Origin of the sequence: Lentzea waywayandensis (assembly GCF_900115955.1) — a bacterium.
Lineage (GTDB): Bacteria > Actinomycetota > Actinomycetes > Mycobacteriales > Pseudonocardiaceae > Lentzea > Lentzea waywayandensis.
Genome location: NZ_FOYL01000019.1, coordinates 77,474 through 98,175 on the forward strand (window position 1 = coordinate 77,474; position 20,702 = coordinate 98,175).

22 protein-coding genes are annotated in these 20,702 nt (G+C 69.8%); 17 read left to right on the forward strand and 5 right to left on the reverse strand.

Annotated elements, in window-relative coordinates:
- Positions 1-438: 438 nt before the first annotated feature.
- The 7 genes from BM417_RS42820 to BM417_RS42850 all read left to right on the forward strand — a co-directional run bounded on the left by BM417_RS42820 (position 439) and on the right by BM417_RS42850 (position 5,797).
- Complete coding sequence (locus BM417_RS42820; RefSeq protein WP_093605841.1) at positions 439-1,335, forward strand: proline dehydrogenase family protein; 897 nt, start codon at positions 439-441, stop codon at positions 1,333-1,335.
- Positions 1,332-2,114, forward strand: a complete 783-nt coding sequence (locus BM417_RS42825) for a thioesterase family protein (protein WP_093605842.1) — start codon at positions 1,332-1,334, stop codon at positions 2,112-2,114. The genes BM417_RS42820 and BM417_RS42825 overlap by 4 nt, the downstream gene beginning before the upstream one ends.
- A gap of 10 nt (positions 2,115-2,124) precedes the next feature.
- A complete protein-coding gene (gene proC, locus BM417_RS42830) occupies positions 2,125-2,934 on the forward strand; it encodes a pyrroline-5-carboxylate reductase (RefSeq protein WP_093605843.1) in 810 nt (269 codons plus the stop codon).
- A 138-nt stretch (positions 2,935-3,072) separates the two neighbouring features.
- The gene (locus tag BM417_RS42835; RefSeq protein ID WP_030477960.1) at positions 3,073-3,285 is read left to right on the forward strand and encodes a helix-turn-helix domain-containing protein; all 213 of its coding nucleotides are present in this window, start codon (positions 3,073-3,075) and stop codon (positions 3,283-3,285) included.
- 120 nt (positions 3,286-3,405) lie between these two features.
- Positions 3,406-3,507 carry a 30S ribosomal protein bS22 gene (locus BM417_RS42840; RefSeq protein ID WP_015105422.1) on the forward strand — a complete coding sequence of 34 codons (102 nt, stop codon included), beginning with the start codon at positions 3,406-3,408 and terminating at the stop codon, positions 3,505-3,507.
- 276 nt (positions 3,508-3,783) lie between these two features.
- Positions 3,784-4,821, forward strand: a complete 1,038-nt coding sequence (locus tag BM417_RS42845) for an NAD-dependent epimerase/dehydratase family protein (protein ID WP_093605844.1) — start codon at positions 3,784-3,786, stop codon at positions 4,819-4,821.
- Between the two features lie 16 nt (positions 4,822-4,837).
- Positions 4,838-5,797 (forward strand): lysophospholipid acyltransferase family protein, encoded by a 960-nt coding sequence (locus tag BM417_RS42850; protein ID WP_093605845.1) that lies wholly within the window; start codon positions 4,838-4,840, stop codon positions 5,795-5,797.
- Here the strand turns inward: BM417_RS42850 and BM417_RS42855 are convergent.
- Complete coding sequence (locus BM417_RS42855; RefSeq protein ID WP_093605846.1) at positions 5,766-7,043, reverse strand: isocitrate lyase/PEP mutase family protein; 1,278 nt, start codon at positions 7,041-7,043, stop codon at positions 5,766-5,768. The two genes, BM417_RS42850 and BM417_RS42855, sit on opposite strands and share 32 nt — an antisense overlap.
- A gap of 57 nt (positions 7,044-7,100) precedes the next feature.
- Here BM417_RS42855 and BM417_RS42860 point away from each other — a divergent pair, with 57 nt between their 5' ends.
- Positions 7,101-7,760 carry an ArsR/SmtB family transcription factor gene (locus tag BM417_RS42860; protein ID WP_218164744.1) on the forward strand — a complete coding sequence of 220 codons (660 nt, stop codon included), beginning with the start codon at positions 7,101-7,103 and terminating at the stop codon, positions 7,758-7,760.
- Positions 7,761-7,764: 4 nt separating this feature from the next.
- Here BM417_RS42860 and BM417_RS42865 read toward each other — a convergent pair whose 3' ends face one another.
- The 3 genes from BM417_RS42865 to BM417_RS42875 form a co-directional block, all read right to left on the reverse strand.
- Positions 7,765-8,661, reverse strand: a complete 897-nt coding sequence (locus BM417_RS42865; RefSeq protein ID WP_093605847.1) for an HAD family hydrolase — start codon at positions 8,659-8,661, stop codon at positions 7,765-7,767.
- 41 nt (positions 8,662-8,702) lie between these two features.
- The gene (locus BM417_RS42870) at positions 8,703-9,470 is read right to left on the reverse strand and encodes a DUF5667 domain-containing protein (protein ID WP_143139066.1); all 768 of its coding nucleotides are present in this window, start codon (positions 9,468-9,470) and stop codon (positions 8,703-8,705) included.
- A gap of 363 nt (positions 9,471-9,833) precedes the next feature.
- Complete coding sequence (locus BM417_RS42875) at positions 9,834-10,409, reverse strand: sigma-70 family RNA polymerase sigma factor (protein WP_245822751.1); 576 nt, start codon at positions 10,407-10,409, stop codon at positions 9,834-9,836.
- A 211-nt stretch (positions 10,410-10,620) separates the two neighbouring features.
- Here BM417_RS42875 and BM417_RS42880 point away from each other — a divergent pair, with 211 nt between their 5' ends.
- Both BM417_RS42880 and BM417_RS42885 read left to right on the forward strand, forming a co-directional pair.
- Positions 10,621-12,096, forward strand: coding sequence for an AMP-binding protein (locus BM417_RS42880; RefSeq protein WP_093605850.1), 1,476 nt, complete (start codon positions 10,621-10,623; stop codon positions 12,094-12,096).
- Positions 12,097-12,101: 5 nt separating this feature from the next.
- A complete protein-coding gene (locus BM417_RS42885) occupies positions 12,102-12,341 on the forward strand; it encodes a glutaredoxin family protein (RefSeq protein ID WP_093605851.1) in 240 nt (79 codons plus the stop codon).
- 151 nt (positions 12,342-12,492) lie between these two features.
- On the opposite strand, the gene BM417_RS42890 is transcribed toward BM417_RS42885, so the two are convergent.
- A complete protein-coding gene (locus BM417_RS42890; RefSeq protein WP_093605852.1) occupies positions 12,493-12,843 on the reverse strand; it encodes a hypothetical protein in 351 nt (116 codons plus the stop codon).
- Positions 12,844-12,920: 77 nt separating this feature from the next.
- Here BM417_RS42890 and BM417_RS42895 point away from each other — a divergent pair, with 77 nt between their 5' ends.
- The 7 genes from BM417_RS42895 to BM417_RS42925 all read left to right on the forward strand — a co-directional run bounded on the left by BM417_RS42895 (position 12,921) and on the right by BM417_RS42925 (position 20,701).
- Entirely contained in the window at positions 12,921-14,390 is a 1,470-nt protein-coding gene (locus BM417_RS42895) for a molybdopterin-dependent oxidoreductase (RefSeq protein ID WP_093605853.1), read from the forward strand.
- A 168-nt stretch (positions 14,391-14,558) separates the two neighbouring features.
- Positions 14,559-15,329 (forward strand): redox-sensing transcriptional repressor Rex, encoded by a 771-nt coding sequence (locus tag BM417_RS42900; protein WP_245822753.1) that lies wholly within the window; start codon positions 14,559-14,561, stop codon positions 15,327-15,329.
- A gap of 37 nt (positions 15,330-15,366) precedes the next feature.
- On the forward strand, positions 15,367-16,680 hold the full coding sequence (locus BM417_RS42905; RefSeq protein ID WP_093605855.1) for a glutamyl-tRNA reductase: 1,314 nt from the start codon (positions 15,367-15,369) through the stop codon (positions 16,678-16,680).
- On the forward strand, positions 16,677-17,612 hold the full coding sequence (gene hemC / locus BM417_RS42910) for a hydroxymethylbilane synthase (protein ID WP_093605856.1): 936 nt from the start codon (positions 16,677-16,679) through the stop codon (positions 17,610-17,612). The genes BM417_RS42905 and hemC overlap by 4 nt, the downstream gene beginning before the upstream one ends.
- 18 nt (positions 17,613-17,630) lie before the next feature.
- Entirely contained in the window at positions 17,631-19,163 is a 1,533-nt protein-coding gene (locus BM417_RS42915; protein ID WP_090065980.1) for a bifunctional uroporphyrinogen-III C-methyltransferase/uroporphyrinogen-III synthase, read from the forward strand.
- 72 nt (positions 19,164-19,235) lie between these two features.
- A complete protein-coding gene (gene hemB, locus BM417_RS42920) occupies positions 19,236-20,210 on the forward strand; it encodes a porphobilinogen synthase (protein ID WP_093605857.1) in 975 nt (324 codons plus the stop codon).
- Positions 20,195-20,701: a hypothetical protein gene (locus tag BM417_RS42925; RefSeq protein ID WP_093605858.1), complete on the forward strand. Its 507-nt coding sequence runs from the start codon at positions 20,195-20,197 to the stop codon at positions 20,699-20,701. The genes hemB and BM417_RS42925 overlap by 16 nt, the downstream gene beginning before the upstream one ends.
- Position 20,702: the final 1 nt, after the last annotated feature.

Genomic DNA, 20,702 nt, shown 5'->3' on the forward strand with positions numbered 1-20,702 from the left:
TTGAGCCTCTGGCGGGATGCTTGACGGCCGGAAAGGCCGGGCTGAAAAGCGCCCGGCCGTGCCCGTGAGGGGAGCATCCCGCCCACTCAAGGTAAAGCCCCAATCGCCGTGAGCGGGGTGCACCGCATCCCAGGCGGCAGAGGTTCAGACGGCTCGCTTCGCATCGCCACGCCAGGTTTCGTGCGTGGTTGCTTTGCGTTGGCGTGCGCCTGGTGGCACCGCGCGCCGGACCTGCGTAGGTGGTTGCCTTGCGTTGGCGGGCGCGGGTTGGCACCGCGCGCCGGACCTTCGTAGGTGGTCGCCTTGCGTTGGCGTGCGCCGGGTGGCACCGCGCGGGGCCGGTTGCGATGGCTCGTCGCGTTCCAGCGGAGGGGCCGCCTTGCGTGCGTGCCGCGCGTCTCGGCGCCGTGAGTTGAGTGGCGAGTTAGGGTTTCCGGTGTGAACCCGCTGCGAGCGTTGATCATGGCCGCGTCTCGCAACGAGACCGTCCGTCATCTGGTCGCCAACGCGCCGATCAGCCGTGATGTCGTGAAGCGGTTCGTCGCCGGCGAGAGCACCGCTGAGGCTGTTGAGGTCGTGCGGGGCCTGGGGCTGCCGGTGACGCTCGACTACCTCGGCGAGGACACGAGGGACGAGGCTCAGGCCGAGCGGACCGTGCAGGCGTACCTCGAGTTGCTCGACGCGTTGCATGCTGCGGGGCTGGCGGTGAATGCCGAGGTCAGCGTGAAGTTGTCCGCAGTTGGACAGTCGCTTGACGAGGCGCTCGCCCTGACGAATGCCTCCCGGATCTGTGCTGCCGCCGAGCAGTGCGGGACGACGGTCACGCTCGACATGGAGGACCACACCACCACCGACTCGACGTTGCGGGTGCTGCACGAGTTGCGTCGTAGCTGGCCTTGGGTGGGTGCGGTTCTGCAGTCGTACCTGCATCGGACGTTGGACGACTGCAAGGCGCTCTCCGGGCCCGGGAGCAGGGTCAGGCTGGTCAAGGGGGCCTACGCGGAGCCTGCCGAGGTTGCGATTCAGGATCCATCCGAGGTTGATCTGAACTACGTGCGGTGCCTGAACGTTCTCCTCGCCGGAGAGGGGTATCCGATGTTCGCGACGCATGACCCGCGCCTGATCGAGATCATTGGCGAACGAGCGCGCTGGTATGACAAAACTGACTTCGAGTACCAGATGCTCTACGGCATTCGGACCGAGGAGCAGAGGCGTCTCGGCACTCGTGTTTATGTTCCCTACGGCGAGCAGTGGTACGGATATCTCATGCGGCGACTTGCGGAACGGCCTGCCAACGTGACCTTTTTCCTGCGGTCGCTGGCCAGCCGCTCATGACCTTCTCGAAGTCCAGTGCGGTGCGGTCGCTCGGTGACGGAACCTTCACCGCGTCCCTGCCCGCCGAGTGGACCGTGGGCCCGAAGCCCCACGGCGGTTTTCTTCTCGCGGTGATGACCCGTGCTGCTGCTCACGTTGCCGACGGTGATCCGTTGGCCGTGTCCGCGCAGTTCCTGCGTGCGCCGGAGGTCGGGCCTGTGCTGGTTCGCACCGACGTGCGCAAGGCCGGGCGGACGGCGACGGTCATCGCGGTGACGCTGGAGCAACGTGGTCAAGTGTGCGTGGAGGCGTCGGTGACCACGGGGCGGATCCCCGAGCATCGGGCCGACTACGTGAACCTGCCCACCATGCCCGCGGCGCCACCGCCCGGTTCGGTGGAGATGGCGACGTTCCCGACCGGCGGGGTCTACCGGGTGGGCGCGTTGTGCGACCTTCGGGTGGATCGCGAGTCGGCGACGTTCCTCGACCGGCGCACGGACGGGCCGTTGACGCTGAAGTTGTGGGCGCGGCCCACCGACGAGCAGCCCGACCCGTACTTCGCGTTGCTCGCGGGCGACCTGTCGATGCCCGTGACGTTCAACCTCGGCCGTTTCGGCTGGTCACCGACAGTGCAGCTGACGGCGTTGCTGCGGGCCCGGCCGGCGCCGGGCTGGTTGCGGATCCACGTCACCTGCCAGGCCGTGCACGGTCAGTGGTTCGACGAGGACGCCACGGTGATCGATTCCGCCGGCCGGTTGGTGTGTCAGGCACGGCAGCTTGCGTTGACGCCTGCTGTGTGAGACTTGACCGATGACGAAGATCGCGGTGCTCGGCGCGGGCAAGATCGGTGAGGCGCTGCTGTCCGGGCTCTTGCAGGGCGGCCGCGCCGCCACGGATCTCATGTTCACGGAGAAGCACGAGTCACGGGCTCGTGCCTTGACCGAGCAGTACGGGTTCGAGGCCGTCACGGTCGCCGGTGCGGCCGCCCAGGCCGACGTGCTGGTCGTGGCGGTCAAGCCGCAGGACATCGAACCCCTGCTGGTCGAGCTCGCGCCGGTGCTGCGGCCGGGCACGTTGATCGTCTCGCTGTGCGCGGGGCTGCCGACGGCCCTGTACGAGCGCAGGCTGCCCGAGGGCACGCCGGTCGTGCGGGTCATGCCGAACACCCCGATGGTCGTCGGCGAGGCCATGAGCGCCGTCTCCGGCGGTTCCAACGCCACGCCCGAGCACCTCAAGGTCGTCGAGGAGCTGCTGTCGACCGTGGGCAAGGTCGCGGTGGTGCCGGAGTCGCAGCAGGACGCGGTGACGGCGCTGTCGGGCTCCGGTCCCGCGTACTTCTTCTTCCTGGTCGAGGCGATGATCGACGCGGGCATCCTGCTCGGCATCCCGCGCGACCTGGCCTCGACGCTGATCATCCAGTCGGCCGTGGGCGCCGCGACGATGCTCAACGAGGGCTCCTCGCACCCCGTGATCCTGCGTGAGGCGGTCACGTCGCCCGCGGGCACGACGATCATGGCGATCCGCGAGCTGGAGAAGCACGGCGTCCGCGCGGCCCTGCTCGCGGCCATCGAGAGCGCTCGTGACCGTTCCGTCGAACTGGGCCGGCAGCACGAGGACTGACCCAAGTGAGGGGCCGTCCCCACTTTGGACGTCGCAGGAGTCACACCAGTCCCGCTACTCTCAGAGGCAGCACGTGCGTGTCGAACCGTTGGTGGGGAAGACCGACGGCACGACACGTGTCGAAGGATGCGGTGATGTATGCCTGCGAAGGAGAACGAACGAACAGGTCTCGCTCAGGTCCAGTTCCTGACCGTGGCCGAAGTGGCCTCGATGATGCGGGTCTCCAAGATGACCGTGTACCGCCTGGTGCACTCCGGTGAGCTGCCCGCTGTTCGGGTCGGCAAGTCGTTCCGGGTGCCCGAGAAGGCGGTCCACGCCTACCTGGAGAACGCGTACTTCGACGCTGGCTGAAGGCTGGTGAACCTCGCCGGGTAGACTGGTAGGCCGATCGTGCTTACCGGCGCGCCGTGCTTGACACGGCCAAGGCTGGGGCGCGCCAGTCAAAGCAACGTCTAGAGCTAAGGAACCCGCATGGGCTCGGTCATCAAGAAGCGCCGCAAGCGCATGTCGAAGAAGAAGCACCGCAAGCTGCTGCGCAAGACCAGGGTCCAGCGCAGGAAGCGCGGCAAGTAAGCCCGCATGCGCTCTGCCGCCGCCGGTCTCCTCACGGAGGCCGGCGGCGGTTGCGTTTCTCCGGCCCGCACAGGGGTACTCACCTGGGTGCTTGCACCGGCACGGATATCACTCACTGAGACGAACCGCGGGAAACACGGGAACGGTCGCCGCCGTTCGGGTGATTAGCCGGTAAAGCCTGCGTGACCTGCGTCAAGACGGCGTTCCGGCCCCCTGCGGTTCTCTATTCGGTCTGTAGCATCGACCAATCGCACCACCCTTCGTGCTTGGAGTCGCATGACGCCCAAGGTCGTCCTCGTCACCGGAGTCAGCCGCTTCCTCGGCGGCCACCTCGCCGCGCGCTTCGCCGCGAACCCGGACATCGAGCGCGTGCTCGGTGTGGACACCGAACCGCCGCCGCGCGATCTGCTGCGCCGCATGGGCAGGGCCGAGTTCGTGCGGGCCGACATCCGCAACCCGCTGATCAGCAAGGTCATCTCCACCGCGAACGTGGACACGGTCGTGCACGCCTCCGTCACCGCGAACCCGGCCGGGCCCACCGGCCGCACGGTGATGAAGGAGATGAACGTCATCGGCACCATGCAGCTGCTGGCCGCGTGCCAGAAGTCGCCCAAGGTGCAGAAGCTCGTCGTGAAGTCCACCAGCGCCGTCTACGGGTCCAGCAGCCGCGATCCGGCGGTGTTCACCGAGGACATGGGCCCCAAGGACCTGCCGTCGTCCGGCTACGCCAAGGACGCGGTCGAGGTCGAGGGGTACGTGCGCGGGTTCGGCCGCCGCAGGCCGGACGTGAACGTCACCACGCTGCGCTTCACGAACTTCATCGGCCCGCGCATCGACACGGTGCTGACGCGCTACTTCGCCCTTCCGGTCGTGCCCACCGTTCTGGGCTACGACGCTCGTGTGCAGCTGTTGCACTCCGAGGACGCCCTGGCGGTCCTGGAGCGCGCGACGATGCACGACCTGCCCGGTGTGTTCAACGTGGGCGGCGACGGCGTGCTGCTGCTGTCGCAGGCGATTCGGCGGGCGGGCAGGCTGAACCTGCCGGTGCCCAGCATGGCCGTGCCCACGGTCGGTGGCTTCTTCCGGAGCGCCCGGCTCGTCGACTTCTCGCCGGACCAGATGAGGTTCCTCAACTGGGGGCGCGTGGTCGACACCACCCTGCTGAAGAAGGAATTCGGGTTCACGCCGCGGTGGACCACGCAGCAGGCGTTCGACGACTACGTGAACGGCCGAGGTCTGAAGCCGCTCATCGACCCGGAGACGGTCGAAGCCGCGGAGCGGGGAATCCTCGACGCGGCCGCCCGTTTCCGCTGATCTTTGCTTTGAGGAGATGAACGCAGTGGCAGGAGCACGCGTTATCCCGCTGCACGACCCGGAACGCGACGCCGCGCGCAGAGCGCGCCACGTCGAGGTGGTTCCCGAGCCAGAGCAGCAGCAGCCCGAGACATCGGACTGGGAACGCAGGCTCGCCGACCTGCTGTCGTTCGCCCGCAGGCGGATCGCGGGCGACTACCAGATCGACGAGTTCGGGTTCGACCGCGACCTCACCGAGAACGTGCTGATGCCGCCGCTGAAGCCGTTGTACGAGAAGTGGTTCCGCGTCGAGACCATCGGCCTGAACAACATCCCGCTGGCCGGCGGCGCGCTGATCGTGGCGAACCACTCCGGGACGTTGCCGCTGGACGCCCTGATGACGTCGTACGGCATCGCGGCCGAGCACCCGGCGCACCGGTCTCTGCGCGGGCTCGGCGCCGACCTGGTGTTCCGCACGCCGCTGCTCGGCGCGATCGCCCGCAAGGGCGGCCAGACCCTCGCGTGCAACGCGGACGCCGAACGGCTGCTGTCCTCCGGTGAGCTCGTCGGCGTGTGGCCGGAGGGCTTCAAGGGCGTCGGCAAGCCGTTCAAGGACCGCTACAAGCTTCAGCGCTTCGGCCGCGGTGGCTTCGTGTCGGCGGCGCTGAAGACCGGTGTGCCGATCATCCCGTGCTCGATCGTCGGGGCCGAGGAGATCTACCCGATGATCGGCGACATCAAGGCCCTCGCGCGGCTGTTCGGCTTCCCGTACTTCCCGGTGACGCCGTTCTTCCCGCTGCTCGGCCCGCTCGGGGCGATCCCGCTGCCGTCGAAGTGGTACATCGAGTTCGGCGAGCCGATCCAGACGGACGTGTTCGGCGAGAACGCGGCCGACGACCCGATGCTCGTGTTCAACCTCACCGACCAGGTGCGGGAGACGATCCAGCAGACCCTCTACCGGCTGCTCACCCAGCGTCGGAACGTGTTCCTCGGCTGATCAGGTCCTGGACCTGGTCGTAGCTGAACGACCGTGAGGCGGGCTTACCGTCGCGCACTGCTTCGGCAGTCGCGACGGTGTGGTGCAGGGCCGCCCTGAACAGCAGCGAGCCGGTGCTGATCCGCTTCACCCCGAGGTCTCCGAGTTCCTTCGGCGTGCGTTGCTGGGCCAGCACGTTCAACGGGGCGAGCGCCGCCAGCCTCTCGATGTCCCTGGGCTCGGTCAGGCCCGCCACGAAGATCCCGTCCGCGCCGGCGTCGACGTAGCGGCGGGCCCGGTCCTCGGTCTCCTCCAGCGCCACGCCCTGCCAGTGGGTGTCGATGCGGGCGTTGAGGAAGACGCCCGGCGCGCGTCCCTTCACGGCCGCGATGAGTTCTGCCTGCTCCTGCGGGGTGGCGAGGCCGTGCGGGCGGCCGTCCTCCAGGTTCACCCCTGCCACGCCGAGGCCCGCCACGAGCTCGGCCACCTCCGCCGGTGCCTTGCCGAAACCCGACTCCAGGTCCGCGGTGACCGGGCACGGCAGGGTGCTCAGGAGCCTGGCCAGTGCCGTCGCCTGGTCGCCGGCCAGTCCCATGCCGTCCGGGATGCCGTGCGCTGCCGCGACGCCGAGGCTCGTCGTGCCGATCGCCGTGAAGCCCGCCGCGTGCAGGGCCGTGGCGGAGGCGTAGTCCCAGGCGTTCGGGAGGATCAGCGGCTCGTCCTGGTGGTGCATGGCCCTGAACGCCATGTTCTTGGCGATCCGGGTGGCCAGGTGCCGGCCGGGGCAGGCGTGCGGGCCGTGGCCGAACGGGTGGTCGTCGAGGCCGACCTCGATCGTGCCGGTCTCCGCTGCCCTGCGGGTGATCGGGACCGGTGGGGCCTGGTTGCCGGTGCGCAGGTGCTCGGCCAGCGCGTTCGTGGCCGCCCACGCCTGGACGAGCAGGCCGATCCTCGCCGCGGACTCCTCGTCGTGGGCGGTGGCCAGGCGTTCCACGGCTGCGTCGGCCTCCGCGGTGATCGGCTCGTGCGGCTGGTAGCAGGGGGCGATCCTGGCGATGTCGTCGAGCGAGCCCGGGAGGCCCAGAGCGGTGGCCAGCTCGTCGAGCGTGGTGGCGTCGACGTTGTCGAGGAGCCTGGTCGTGAGCGCACGCCTGCGGGTGTGGTCCGGGCCGTTGCTGAAGCGGACGACGGTGGCGCGCAGCCACACCACGCCCCTGTCGCCGCTGAGGACGGCCGGTACGGGGAGGTTCAGCAGCTCTTCGGTCATGGTGCCGACGCTAGGGCCGGGACGCTTCGGTGCGGGCCGAAGCGTCCCGGTCGCAGAATGGGGTTCATGGAGGGACTTGCGCAGGTTGCCGGGCTGCTCGCGGACCGGACGCGGGCGGCGTTCTGCGGGGCTCTGCTGGACGGACGGGCCTGGACGGCGCGGGAGCTGGCCGTGCACGCCGGGGTGGCCGCTTCGACCGCCAGCGAGCACCTGACCCGGCTGGTCGAAGGTGGCCTGCTGGTCGAGCACCGGCAGGGCCGGCACCGGTACGTGGCGTTGGCCGGGCCGCACGTCGCGGAGCTGCTGGAGAGCATGGCCGCGTTCGCCGGGCCTGATGCGCGGCCTCGCTCGCTGCGGGCCTCGTCCGCCTCGGAGGCGATGGCGCGCGGCCGGACCTGCTACGACCACCTGGCGGGGCAGCTCGGGATCACGTTGAAGTCAGGGCTGGTGGGGCTGGGTGTGGTGACGGCCGAGCTCGCCGTCACCGAGCCGGGGATGGTGTGGCTGAAGGAACTCGGGTTCGAGCCCTCCCAGCGCCAGGTCAGCCGGGCCTGCCTGGACTGGACCGAGCGCGTGCCGCACCTCGCCGGTGCGGCCGGGGCCCATCTGTGCCGGGTGTTCTTCGAACGCGGGTGGGTGCGCCGGATCGGGTCCGGGCGTGCCGTCGTTCTCGCTCCCGCCGGCGAGCAGGCGTGGCGGGAACTGGGGATCGTCTGACCCGCTACTTCACCCGGCGGCGGTAGGCCATCGTGGCTGCCACGGCTCCGGCCAGGGCGCCGGCGCCCAGCACCGACGGGACACCGATCTTCGCCGCCTTGCGGCCGGTGCGGAAGTCGCGGATCTCCCAGCCCTTGCGGCGGGAGACCTCACGCAGTTGCGAGTCCGGGTTCACGGCCACGGCGGTGCCCACGACGGAGAGCATCGGGACGTCGTTGGACGAGTCCGAGTAGGCGGTGCAGCGGCGCAGGTCGAGGCCTTCCTTGGCGGCCAGCGAGCGGACGGCCTGCGCCTTGGCCTTGCCGTGCAGGAGGTCGCCCACCAGACGGCCCGTGTAGACGCCGTTCGTCGACTCGGAGACCGTGCCGAGGGCACCGGTCAGGCCCAGTCGGCGCGCGATGATCTGGGCGAGCTCCACCGGGGTCGCGGTGACCAGCCAGACGCGCTGACCTGCGTCGAGGTGCATCTGGGCGAGGGCCTGGGTGCCCTTCCAGATGCGGTCGGCCATCAGCTCGTCGTAGATCTCCTCGCCCAGCGAGACCAGTTCGGCGACGCTGCGGCCCGCCACGAAGGAGAGGGCCTGCTCGCGGGAGGCCTTGACCGACTCCGGGTCCTCGCGGCCGCCCACCCGGAACTTCATCTGCTGCCAGACGAAGCCCGCCAGGTCGGAGGACGAGAAGTACTTGCGCGCGGCCAGGCCACGGGCGAAGTGGAAGATCGACGCGCCCATCATCATCGTGTTGTCCACGTCGAAGAAGGCCGCTGCCGTCAGGTCCGGCGGGACCGTCAGTGACGCTTCGAGCTCTGGCGCCATTGCGGCAGCCTGGATCGCGGCGTCTGCCGATGCCTCGCCGGCTAGTTGGGCCAGCCGGTCGCTCTCCACGTCACGCTTGCCTGCCATGTCGCAAGCGTAGCGATCAGGTTCGTCGGAAAGCGCTCGACTCAGCCGAAGCTGATGCCGGGGAGCAGCGGAAGCGAGATGCTCGGCAGCGGGAGTGGCAGGGGAATCGTGATTCCGGGCTTGCCGGTCGAGGGCTGGGGGGAGGTACCCGGCTTGGAGGTCTGCGGGTTCGACGTGCCCGGCGCCACCGACTGGGTGGGCTGCACCGGCGGGGCCACCGATCCGGACGGCGTGGGCAGGCCGGACGGGGTCGGCTGGACCGAGGACGGCTGGCGGCCCGACGAGGAGTTCGGGTCGGTGACGGCCGCGGCGCACTCGTCCTTGGCCGGCAGTGGTCCGAGCGGGTCGGAGGAACCGCTGGTCACGGCGTCGCACCCGGCGCGGGCGGCCAGGTCGTGGGCTCGCTGGGCGATGCTCGCCAGCAGCCACATCGTCGTGTCGGCGTGGGCACCGGCGTCACCCGGCAGGCGGGGCCGCAGCGTGCCGATCTTCACGTACTGGGCGAGTGCCCAGTCGCGGAGCGCGGGCAGGGCGGTCTCGTCGGACGAGGTCGCGTAGGTGGTGAGCTGGCGGGCGCCCTCGACCGCGTCGGCGTCCAGGTCGGACAGCGCGGTGAGCTGCGCTTCCGGGGTCGAGGAGCGGTCGGCCAGGGTCTCCATCTCGGTGACCCGGGACGCGGCGAACTCCAGGTGCTTGAGGGCGCGGTCCTGGTCGTCGAAGGTCAGGCCCAGCGACGCGCTTTCGGTGGTGCGCTTGATGCCGTAGAGCGGGTCTCCCGGGAGCGCGTCACGGCTGAGCAGCACACTCATGCCGGCGAGTGACAACAGCAAGCAGAGGACCGCGGCTGCTGCGACTGCTAACCGTGCGCGCGCTCCCACCCGTCTTACCGACGCGAGCTCCAATGGCTTCTCGGGTGGGGGCGCGGTGAGGACGCGCTGTTTCATCCGTTCGCGCGCCTCGGCGTCCGGGCCGACGTCCATCCGCCGGAGGAGTTCGACGATCGCGAGGTCCTCAGCGAGGTCGTCGTTGCCTACCGGCTGTGGGCCGCCTTCAACGGCACGCGCGAATCGCTCGTGCTCCGTGTGCCGCCACCGCGGTGTTCTTCCCTTGCCGTCCATCTCAGCCCGAGTAACGAAGTTGATCTGCTTTGGGTTACGCGTCTGCGATCGCAATCACCGCAACCACGACGGGAGGATCTGTGCGAGCCGCCTCACGGCTCGGTGTTGGAGCGCCTTCACGGCGCCCTCGTTGCGGTCCATGATCTGCGCGACCTCGGACACCGACTTGCCCTCGATGAACCTCAGCACGATGCAGTCGCGCTGATCGTCGCCCAACTGTGAGACGCATCGGAGCAGCTCCGCGTTGGTCGCCTCGGTCATGACCTCCTGCTCGGGGCCGCTCGTCTCCTCGCGGTTGTCCTGGAGCTCGGCGGTCGTGACCTCGAGCCGGTAGCGGCTCGACTTCACGTGGTCGAACACGATGTTGCGGGCGATCGTGACGAACCACGCCCCGACATCACGGCCCTGGTAGCTGACCGAACCGATGCTCCGCAGCGCTCTGAGGAAGGTCTCGCTCGTCACGTCCTCGGCGAACGCGCGATCGCCGCCCACCCGGAAGAGGACATAGCGGAACACCATGTCGACGTAGTTGTCGTACAGCACTCCGAACGCCTCGGTGTCACCCTCTTGGGCGGCCTTGACGAGCTGCCACGGCTCGTCGGCGGCGTTGTCGTGCTGACCCCCCGTCATGGTTCGGGTGGTCCTGATCGTGTTCGGTCGTGCCCGCGCGGTCATCGGCTCGCGGCACCTCCACAGAGTCGCCGTGGCGGCAGCATACGTGTTGTTACTCCGTAGTAGGTAGCGGACGGTGTTCTGTGGAGGAGACGAGCCAACCGTGACTTCATGACGCCCGTCACGCGTGGAAGACTGCTCGAAGCGTCCAGTTGTTCATGAGGAGGCCATGTTGACTTCCGCTCGCAATGTGTCAGATCTGGTCCGTGCTTCGGCACAGCGGGGACCCAGCCACGTCGCCTTGGTCGACGTAGCGAGCGGTAAGAGCCTCACGTGGGAAACCATCGACGGCGCGACCGATGCTTTCGCCCGCCATTTGGCTGATTCAGGACTCGAATCGGGCGACCGAGTGGCGGTACGGCTGCCCACGAGCCCCGAGTTCGTGGTCGCCGTGTTCGGAATTCTCCGCGCGGGCGGCGTCGTGGTGCCCACCGGCCCCGGCATTCCGCCACGCGAGCTCCAGCGGATCCTCGCCGACTCCGGCGCCGCGCTGCTCGTGGGCGACGGCGAGGGCTCCGACGCCCAGGTTCTCGACGTTCCCGACGTCACGGCCACCGCCGAGCCCTTCGAGGCCGTCCGCGGCGGCGAGGACCTGGCCGTTCTCGGCTACACCTCGGGCACGTCCGGCGTGCCGCGCGGAGCGATGCTGTCGCACCGCGCGTTGCTCGCGAACGTCTCGCAGTGCGCCTCCCTGCGCCCCGCCCCCGTGACGGCGGGCGACCGGGTGCTGCTCGCGCTGCCGTTGTTCCACGTCTACGGCCTCGGCCCCGGCCTGCTCCAGGTGACGGGCGCCGGCGCCACGGCGATCCTGCTGGAGCGCTTCGACCCCGCGGCGGTGCTGGACGTCATCGAGGAACACCGCGTCACCACCATGGTCGGCGTCCCGCCCATGTACCGGGCGTTGCTCGCGAACCCGGCCGAGGTGCTGCGCGAGAAGCTGGCCACGATCCGCCTGTTCACCTCGGGCGCGGCACCGCTCCCGGCGAGCGTCATCGCGGAGATGCGCGGCGCGATCGGCATCCCGATCTACGAGGGCTATGGCCTGACCGAGACGGGCCCGGTGCTCACGTCCACGCTGGTGGGCGGCGTGCCGAAGCCGGGTTCGGTGGGCCAGGCACTGCCGGGCGTCGAGATCCGGCTCGTCGACACCGACGGCTCCGTCCTGGACATCGACGAGGACGAACCGGGCACGGGCCTGGTGTCCGCGAAGGGCGACAACCTCTTCAGCGGCTACTGGCCGGACGGTGCGTACGGCCCGGACAGCTCCGGCTGGTTCCGCACGGGCGACGTCGGCTTCATCGACGCCGACGGCGACCTGCACCTGGTCGACCGCGCCGGCGACCTGATCATCGTCAACGGCTTCAACGTCTACCCGCACGAGGTGGAACAGGTCGTCGGCGAGATGGACGGGGTCCTCGAGGCCGCGGCCGTCGGCGTGCCGGACGAGAAGACCGGCGAGTCGGTGAAGGTCGTCGTGGTGCTCCGCGACGGTGCCACCGCGTCGGCCGAGGACGTCGTCGCGCACTGCGCCGTCCGCCTGGCCAAGTTCAAGGTGCCGACCTCGGTGGAGTTCGCCCCGGCCCTCCCGCACTCGCCGACCGGCAAGCTGGCGCGCGCCGTCCTGCGCAAGCCGCTGGGAGCATGACGGGCATGACCCACCACGTGACGTTGATGAGCCGGGTGTCGTGCCACTCCTGCGAGGAGGCGGCGGTGGAGATCGAACGGATCTGCGCGGACGTCGGCGCGACCTGGTCCGTCGAGGACGTGGACTCCGACCCGGAGCTGCGGGCCGAGTACGGGGACCGGGTGCCGGTGTTCCTGGTGGACGGGGCCGAGCACGGGTACTGGAAGGTGGAGGAGGACCGCCTCCGGGCGGCTCTCGCCGGCTAGCCGCGGTCGAGGGCAGGGCAGTTGAGCCAGGGCCCTGCGCCCGCTGCCGTTGGCAGCGTGATCGGCACACGGTCACGTCGGCCGCCGACTCGCCTGCCGCCGACTCGCCTGCCGCCGACTCGCCTGCCGCCGACTCGCCGGCCGACGCCGTTCAGCCCTCGCCGTCCAGCTTCCGCCTGAGCGCCGCCAGCTGCTCCTCCGACACCTCGACCACGCCCGGCTCGACGTAGCCGGGGTACTCGGGCGGCATGGCCGGGAAGTCGCGCGGGTCGGTGCCCCTGGTCTCCGCGATCCAGTCGGCCGCCCAGTACCAGGCCTCCTTGTTGAAGTGGAGGCCTCGGTAGGGCGCGTCAGGCGGTTCGTACGGGTAGCTCGCGAGCGCGGCCTCCACGGCCTCGTCTGCGGACATGTCGCCGTAGTGCTGCAAGGTCCAGGCGTAATTGGCGCGCTCGTTCTCGAGGTACGCGACGTACTCCTGCTCGGGCCAGCCGTCTTCGGACACGCCTCCAGCGTAGAAGTTGATTACCGAGGGCTTACGACCTGAGCGAACCAGGGCCGCGCGGGTGTCGAATGAGAGGCATGAAGCCCGCGAAGGCCGCACTCACCGGACTGATCGCTCTAGTCGCCGCGCTGGCGGCCGGGCATCTGGTGGCCGCCTTCGTGGGCCTGAGCGCCTCCCCGTACCTGGCGGTGGGCAACGCCGCGATCGACCTCACGCCGTCGTGGCTGAAGGACTTCGCGGTCACCACGTTCGGCACGGCCGACAAGCTCGTGCTGCTCAGCGGCATGGCCCTGGTCCTGGCGGGCATCGGTGTAGGAGCGGGGCTGGCCAGCCGGAACAGTCCGGCGCCGGGGTCGCTGGTGGCCGTGCTGCTCGGGTTCGTGGGGGTCGCGGCGGTCGTGACGAGGCCGGACGTCGGGCAGCTCGCGGTCCTCGCGCCCGTCGCCAGCACGGCCGCGGGCGTCTACGTGTTCCGCTACCTGCACAAAGAGGCCGAGGAGAGCGACAGCAGGCGTGGCTTCCTGATCACCGCCGGGCTGGCGGTCTTCGCGGGGGTCGCGGGGCAGTTGTTCGGCAACCGGACGGACGTCGAGGGCTCACGACAGGCCATCGGGGACCTGACGCCGAAGACGAAGGCGCCGGAGATCCCGTTCAACGCCGACTTCGTCAAGGACGGCACCCCGAGCTTCATCACCAGCGGCAAGGACTTCTACCGGATCGACACCGCGCTGAGCGTGCCGCGGATCCGGGCCGAGGAGTGGGCGCTGCGGGTGCACGGCATGGTCGAGCGGCCGATGGTGCTGACGTTCGAGGAGATCCGCGGCAAGGACCTCGTGGAAGAGACCGTCACGCTGACCTGCGTGTCCAACGAGGTCGGCGGGCCCTACATCTCCACCGCCAACTTCATCGGCGTGAAGATCGGCGACGTGCTGCGCGAGGCCGGCGTGAAGGCCGGCGCCGACCAGCTGTTCAGCACCAGTGACGACGGGTTCACGGCGGGCAGCCCGCTCGACTACGTGCTGGAGAACGGGCTGATCGCGATCGGCATGAACGGCGAACCGCTGCCCGCCGAGCACGGGTTTCCGGCCCGGCTCGTGGTTCCGGGGCTCTACGGCTACGTCTCCGCGACCAAGTGGGTCACCGACCTCAACGTCACCACGTTCGCCAAGGAGCAGGGCTACTGGATTCCGCGAGGGTGGGCGACTCGAGCGCCGATCAAGACGTCCTCGCGGATCGACCGGCCCAAGCGGATGGGCAAGGTTCAGGGCAAGACCGTCATCGCCGGAACGGCGTGGGCGCAGCCCAGGGGCGTGGCCAAGGTCGAGATCCGCATCGACGGCGGGCCGTGGCAGGAGACCGAGCTCGCGGCCGACGTCAGCGACAGCACCTGGCGGATGTGGAAGATCGAGATGGACCTCTCCCAGGGCAGTCACACGGTCGAGTGCCGGGCCACCGACAAATCCGGGTTCACCCAGGACCAGGCTCGCCTCGACCCCGTTCCCGACGGCGCGACGGGATGGCATTCGGTCACCTTCACCGTCGAGTAGGCGCTCACCCCGTAGTGATCATGAACCGCTGAAGCGCTGGTCACGCCCTGTCACCAGTGCTGTGACACCCGATCACCGACTTTGTGCATGCGTTCACAAGCGGTACGGTGTGACTATCACCAGCGCCGCGGGGTCCCTGCGGTGAAGCACACCCGGAGGTCGGAGAGCGTGGCATCACAGCGGGGCGAAGGTGAGACGACCACCACCCCTCTGGAGCCTGCCGACAGGGAGCGCGCTCGTGCGATCCCCGAGGCGGCTGTGGCCCGCCTCGCCGTGTACCTGCGCGTGCTGTCGGGCATGGCCGACCAGGGCGTGACGGCGGTCTCGAGCGAGGAACTGAGCCAGGCCGCCGGCGTCAACGCGGCGAAGCTCCGCAAGGACCTGAGCTACATCGGCAGCTACGGCACGAGGGGCGTCGGCTACGACGTCGAGGTCCTCGTGAGCCACATCGAGCGCATCCTCGGCCTCACCCGCAACCACTCCGTGGCCGTCGTCGGCATCGGTAACCTTGGTCACGCTCTCGCCAACTACGGCGGGTTCCCCGGCCGCGGTTTCCCGGTCACCGCCCTCTTCGACGTGGACGCCGATCTCGTCGGAATCCCTGTTGGGGGCATCCCCGTCAACCACATCGACGAGATCACCGCGGTCTGCCGCGAGCGCGAGGTGTCGATCGGCGTCATCGCGACGCCGCCGCCCGCCGCTCAGTCGGTTTGCGACCGTTTGGTATCTGCGGGCGTCCAGTGCATTCTGAACTTTGCACCAGTTGTCCTTCAGGTTCCAGACAACGTCGAGGTGCGCAAGGTTGACTTGGCGGTCGAGATGCAGATCCTGTCGTTCCACGTCGCTCGACGTGCGGACGAGGCTGTGCACAACTCAAGCGGCGGGGTCTCGGTCGGCAACAACGGACTCGGTGTGGACGGGATGGTGATTCGCCCGTGAGCGTGAGCCAATCGGCTCCGGCAGACGTGGTGACCACATGAGCTTGCTCGTAGTCGGTCTGTCGCACCGCACCGCCCCCGTTCCGGTCCTGGAACGCGTCACCGTGGCCGAGCCCGACCTGCCCAAGGTCCTCGGCCAGCTGCTCGCCGCGCCCAGCGTCTCCGAGGCGATGGTCCTGTCGACCTGCAACAGGGTCGAGGTCTACGCCGTCGTCGAGTCGTTCCACGGCGGCATGTCCGAGGTCGTCGACGTCCTCGCGCAGCACGCCCAGGTCGACGCGAGCTCGCTCTACGAGCACTTTTACGTGCATTACGCCGCCGCTGCCGTCGAGCACCTGTTCTCCGTCGCGGCCGGCCTCGACTCGATGGTCGTCGGCGAGTCCCAGATCCTCGGCCAGCTGCGCGGTGCGTACGCGGCGGCGGACGAGGCGGGCACCGTCGGCAAGACCGTCCACGAACTCACTCAGAACGCGCTGCGCGTCGGCAAGCGCGTGCACTCCGAGACCGGCATCGACCACGCGGGCGCGTCGGTCGTGTCCGAGGCCCTCGGTGACGCCGAGGCCCAGCTGGGCACCGTCGTGGGCAAGCGCGCGCTGCTCGTCGGCGCGGGCGCCATGGGTGGCCTGGCCGCCGCGCACCTGCGCAGGGCGGGCATCGGCGAGGTCGTCATCGCGAACCGGACGCAGGCCAACGGTGTGCGTCTCGCCACGTCGCTGAAGGCCGAGGGCGTCCCCGCGACGGCCGTCGACCTGACCGCGCTGGCCGTCGAGATCGACCTCGCGGACATCGTCTTCGCGTGCACCGGGTCGGTCGACACGGTGGTCCGCGCGGACATGATCACCCAGCGTTCGCGGCCCCTGGTCGTGTGCGACCTGGGCCTGCCCAAGGACGTCGACCCGGCCGCAGCCGAACTGCCGAACGTTCGCGTGGTGGACCTGGAAACGCTCCAGCGCCGTCTCTCGGACGCGCCCGCCGGCCAGGACACGCGTCTGGCGGTCCAGCTGGTCGCCGACGAGGTGAAGGCCTACCTCGCCGGCCAGCGCTCCGCCGAGGTCACGCCGACCGTCACGGCCCTGCGCAAGCGGGCCGCCGAGGTGGTCGACGCCGAACTGCTCCGTCTTGATTCGCGACTTCCCGAACTGGACGCCGCGACACGCGGTGAATTGGCCAAGACGGTGCGCCGCGTTGTAGACAAGCTCCTGCACACGCCGACCGTCAGGGTGAAGGAGCTCGCCTCCGCCCCTGGTGGTACCGGCTACGCGGAGGCTCTCCGCGAGCTGTTCGGGCTCGACCCCCAGTCGCCTGGGGTTGTCAGTCAGACCAAGTCTTCTGTGGATGGTGAAACGCGGTGACCCGCACCCTGCGGATCGGTACCCGAGGCAGCGCTCTGGCGCTCGCGCAGACGGGGACCGTGGCCGAGGCGCTGAAGGCTGCCGGAGCACAGGTCGAGATCGTCGTCATCAAGACGCCGGGCGACCTCTCCGACGCGCCGATCGCCCAGATCGGTATCGGCGTCTTCACGTCGGCCCTTCGCGACGCGCTCGCGAACGGTGAGATCGACGTCGCCGTCCACTCCTACAAGGACCTTCCGACCGCGCCGGACCCCCGGCTGACGCTTGCGGCCGTGCCCCTGCGCGAGGACCCGCGTGACGCCCTCGTGGCGCGCGACGGCCTCACGCTCGGTGAGCTGCCGCACGGGTCCACTGTGGGCACCGGTTCGCCGCGCCGCGCGGCCCAGCTGGAGGCCCTGGGCCTCGGGCTGGACATCGTTCCGTTGCGCGGCAACGTGGACACGCGGATCGGGAAGGTTCGGGGCGGCGAGCTCGACGCGGTGGTGCTGGCTCGCGCCGGCATCGCGCGGCTCGGCCGCACGAGCGAGATCACCGAGAACCTGGAGCCCATCCAGATGCTTCCCGCACCCGCGCAGGGTGCGTTGGCAGTCGAGTGCCGGGTCGACGACGTCGACGCCGAGCACCTGATCCAGTCCACTTTGGACGATTCGGCCAGCCGGGCCGCTGTGACCGCTGAGCGCGCCATGCTGGCCGCGCTCGAAGCGGGCTGCAGCGCGCCGGTCGGCGCGCTGGCCGATGTGGTGGAAGACCTCGATGACGACGGGAAGGTCGTGTACCGGCTTTCCCTGCGCGGGGTCGCTGCGACGCCGGAGAACGATCTCCTCCGGGCGTCCGCCACCGGTGACTTGACCGAAGCTGAGGGACTTGGCCGGGCGCTGGCCGCCGAGTTGCTCGACCTCGGGGCCGCGGTTCTCAGCGGTCCAGAGGCGTAATCGATGGGGAGTGCCCTGATGACCCGCGCACGCAAGACCCCCGGACGCATCGCCTTCGTGGGCTCCGGCCCCGGCGACACCGGGCTGCTCACGGTCCGGGCCCACGACTTGCTCACCAGGGCTGAACTCGTGGTCACCGACCCGGACGTTCCTTCGGACGTCCTCGCGACCGTGCCGGAGGGAGTCGAGGTCCGCCCCGCAGTCGGCGAGTCCGCCGACGTGGCCAAGGACCTGGTGAACGAGGCGCGCAACGGTGCGACCGTCGTCCGTCTCGTCGCGGGTGACCCGCTGACGCTCGACTCGGTCGTGAAGGAAGCGCAGGCCGTCGCGAAGTCGACGATCCCGTTCGACGTCGTACCCGGAGTGCCCTCGGGCACCGCGGTGCCGGCGTACGCGGGTGTCGCTCTCGGTGGCGTGCACACCGAGGTCGACGTGCGCGCCGTGACGGACTGGGCCGGCCTCGCCGCCGCGCCCGGCACGCTCGTGCTGCACGCGACCGGCTCGCACCTGGCCGAGGCCGCGTCGAACCTGGTGGAGAACGGCCTCGCGCCGCAGACACCGGTCGCCGTGACCGCCGAGGGAACGGGCTTCCAGCAGCGCACCATCGACACCACGCTGGCCGCCGTCGCGGCCGACGCCGGTGAGATGGGCGGCCCGCTGGTCGTCACCGTCGGTGCCGCCGCCGCCAACCGCTCGAAGCTCTCCTGGTGGGAGTCGCGGGCGCTGTACGGCTGGCGAGTGCTGGTCCCGCGGACCAAGGAGCAGGCCGGCGCGATGTCCGAGCGTCTGCACTCGCACGGCGCTATCGCCGTCGAGGTGCCGACGATCTCGGTCGAGCCGCCCCGCAGCCCCGCGCAGATGGAGCGCTCGGTCAAGGGGCTCGTCGACGGCCGCTACCAGTGGGTCGTCTTCACCTCGACCAACGCCGTCCGCGCGGTCTGGGAGAAGTTCCGCGAGTTCGGCCTGGACGCCCGTGCGTTCTCCGGCGTGAAGATCGCCTGCGTCGGCGAGGCCACGGCCGCGAAGGTGCGTTCGTTCGGCATCATCCCGGAGCTCGTGCCGTCGGGTGACCAGTCGTCCGAGGGCCTGCTGAACGACTTCCCGCCCTACGACGACATTCTCGACCCGGTCGACCGCGTGCTGCTGCCGCGGGCCGACATCGCCACCGAGACGCTGGCCGCAGGCCTGCGGGAACGTGGCTGGGAGATCGACGACGTGACGGCGTACCGCACCGTGCGTGCGGCCCCGCCGCCCGCCGACACCCGCGAGATGATCAAGTCCGGTGGCTTCGACGCGGTGTGCTTCACCTCGTCGTCGACCGTCCGGAACCTGGTCGGCATCGCGGGCAAGCCGCACGCCCGCACGCTCGTCGCGTGCATCGGCCCGCAGACCGCCGAGACGGCGCGGGAGTTCGGCCTCCGGGTCGACGTGCAGCCCGAGGAGGCGAACGTGCCCGCGCTGGTCGACGCGCTGGCCGCCCACGCCGCCCGGTTGCGCGCCGAGGGAGCGCTGCCTCCTCCGCGCAAGACCAAGCGTCTGCGCCGCAGCTAAGTCAACGAAGCCGTCGGGGCCACTCAAGATCCTTTGAGTGGCCCCTTCGACTCTCTCCGTCAGGGAGTCAAGATGTACCCACTGCACCGGCCGAGGCGTCTGCGCACGACGCCCGCCATGCGCCGCCTGGTCTCCGAGACCGAGGTGCGCCCGAGGCAGCTCGTGCTGCCGATGTTCGTCAAGGAAGGCCTGTCCGAGCCTGCTGAGATCAGCAGCATGCCGGGCGTCCTCCAGCACTCCCGTGACTCGTTGCGCAAGGCCGCGGTCGAGGCCGTGCAGGCAGGCGTCGGCGGCATCATGCTGTTCGGTGTTCCCGCCGAGCGCGACGCCGTCGGCTCCGGCGGCACCGACCCGGACGGCATCCTCAACGCCGCGCTGGGCGACCTGCGCGCGGAGCTGGGCGACAGCACCGTGCTCATGTCGGACTGCTGCCTCGACGAGTTCACCGACCACGGCCACTGCGGCGTGCTCGCCGCCGACGGCACCGTGGACAACGACGCGACCCTGGAGGTCTACGGCGAGATGGCCGTGGCCCAGGCACGCGCTGGTGCTCACGTCGTCGGCCCCAGCGGCATGATGGACGGCCAGATCGCCTTCATCCGCAACGCCTTGGACCAGGCGGGCCTGCCCGACACCGGCATCCTGGCCTACTCGGCCAAGTACGCGTCGGCGTTCTACGGCCCGTTCCGCGACGCCGTCGAGTCGCAGCTCACGGGCGACCGCAAGACCTACCAGCAGGACCCGGCGAACGCCCGCGAGGCGATCCGCGAGGTGCAGCTGGACCTCGCCGAGGGCGCGGACATGGTCATGGTCAAGCCCGCCTTGCTGTACCTGGACGTGCTCCGCTCGGTCGCCGAGATCTCGGACGTTCCCGTTGCGGCGTACCAGATCTCCGGCGAGTACGCGATGATCGAGGCCGCTGCTGCGAACGGCTGGATCGACCGCGAGCGCTCGATCCTGGAGTCGCTCACGTCCATCCGCCGTGCCGGCGCGGACATCGTGCTCACGTACTGGGCCGTGGAAGCCGCCCGATGGCTGGACCGGTAACCCCAACCCCGAAGCTGATCGACGTCGCGCGCTGGTTGTGGATCGCCAGCGCGTGCGTCGGCATGCTGCGGTTCGTGGTGCAGCTCTTCGACCGCGAGACCCTTGTGGCCGAGGCACGCCGGCAGAACCCGGCGATGAACCAGGACCAGATCGACGCCGGCGTCAACGGCGGTGTCCTCTTCGGACTGTTGATCGCCGTCGCCGTCCTGCTCGCGTACACACGGCTGGCGAACACGATGGCGCGCGGCCGCAACTGGGCTCGGATCGTGCTCACCGTGCTGGGTGGCGCTTCCGTCGCGTTCGGACTGTTCCGGCTCGGCGCCTGGGCCAGCGGGGTCGCGGCGGAACTCGGCGTGGAGATGCGGGCGGTCGATCTGGCCGTAACGCTGGTCACCACCGTGCTGGACGCGACCGCGATCGTGCTGATGTACCGGGTGTCCGCGCACTTCAGGAAGCGCGTCACGGTGGACAGCACCTTCCTGCGCACCTAGG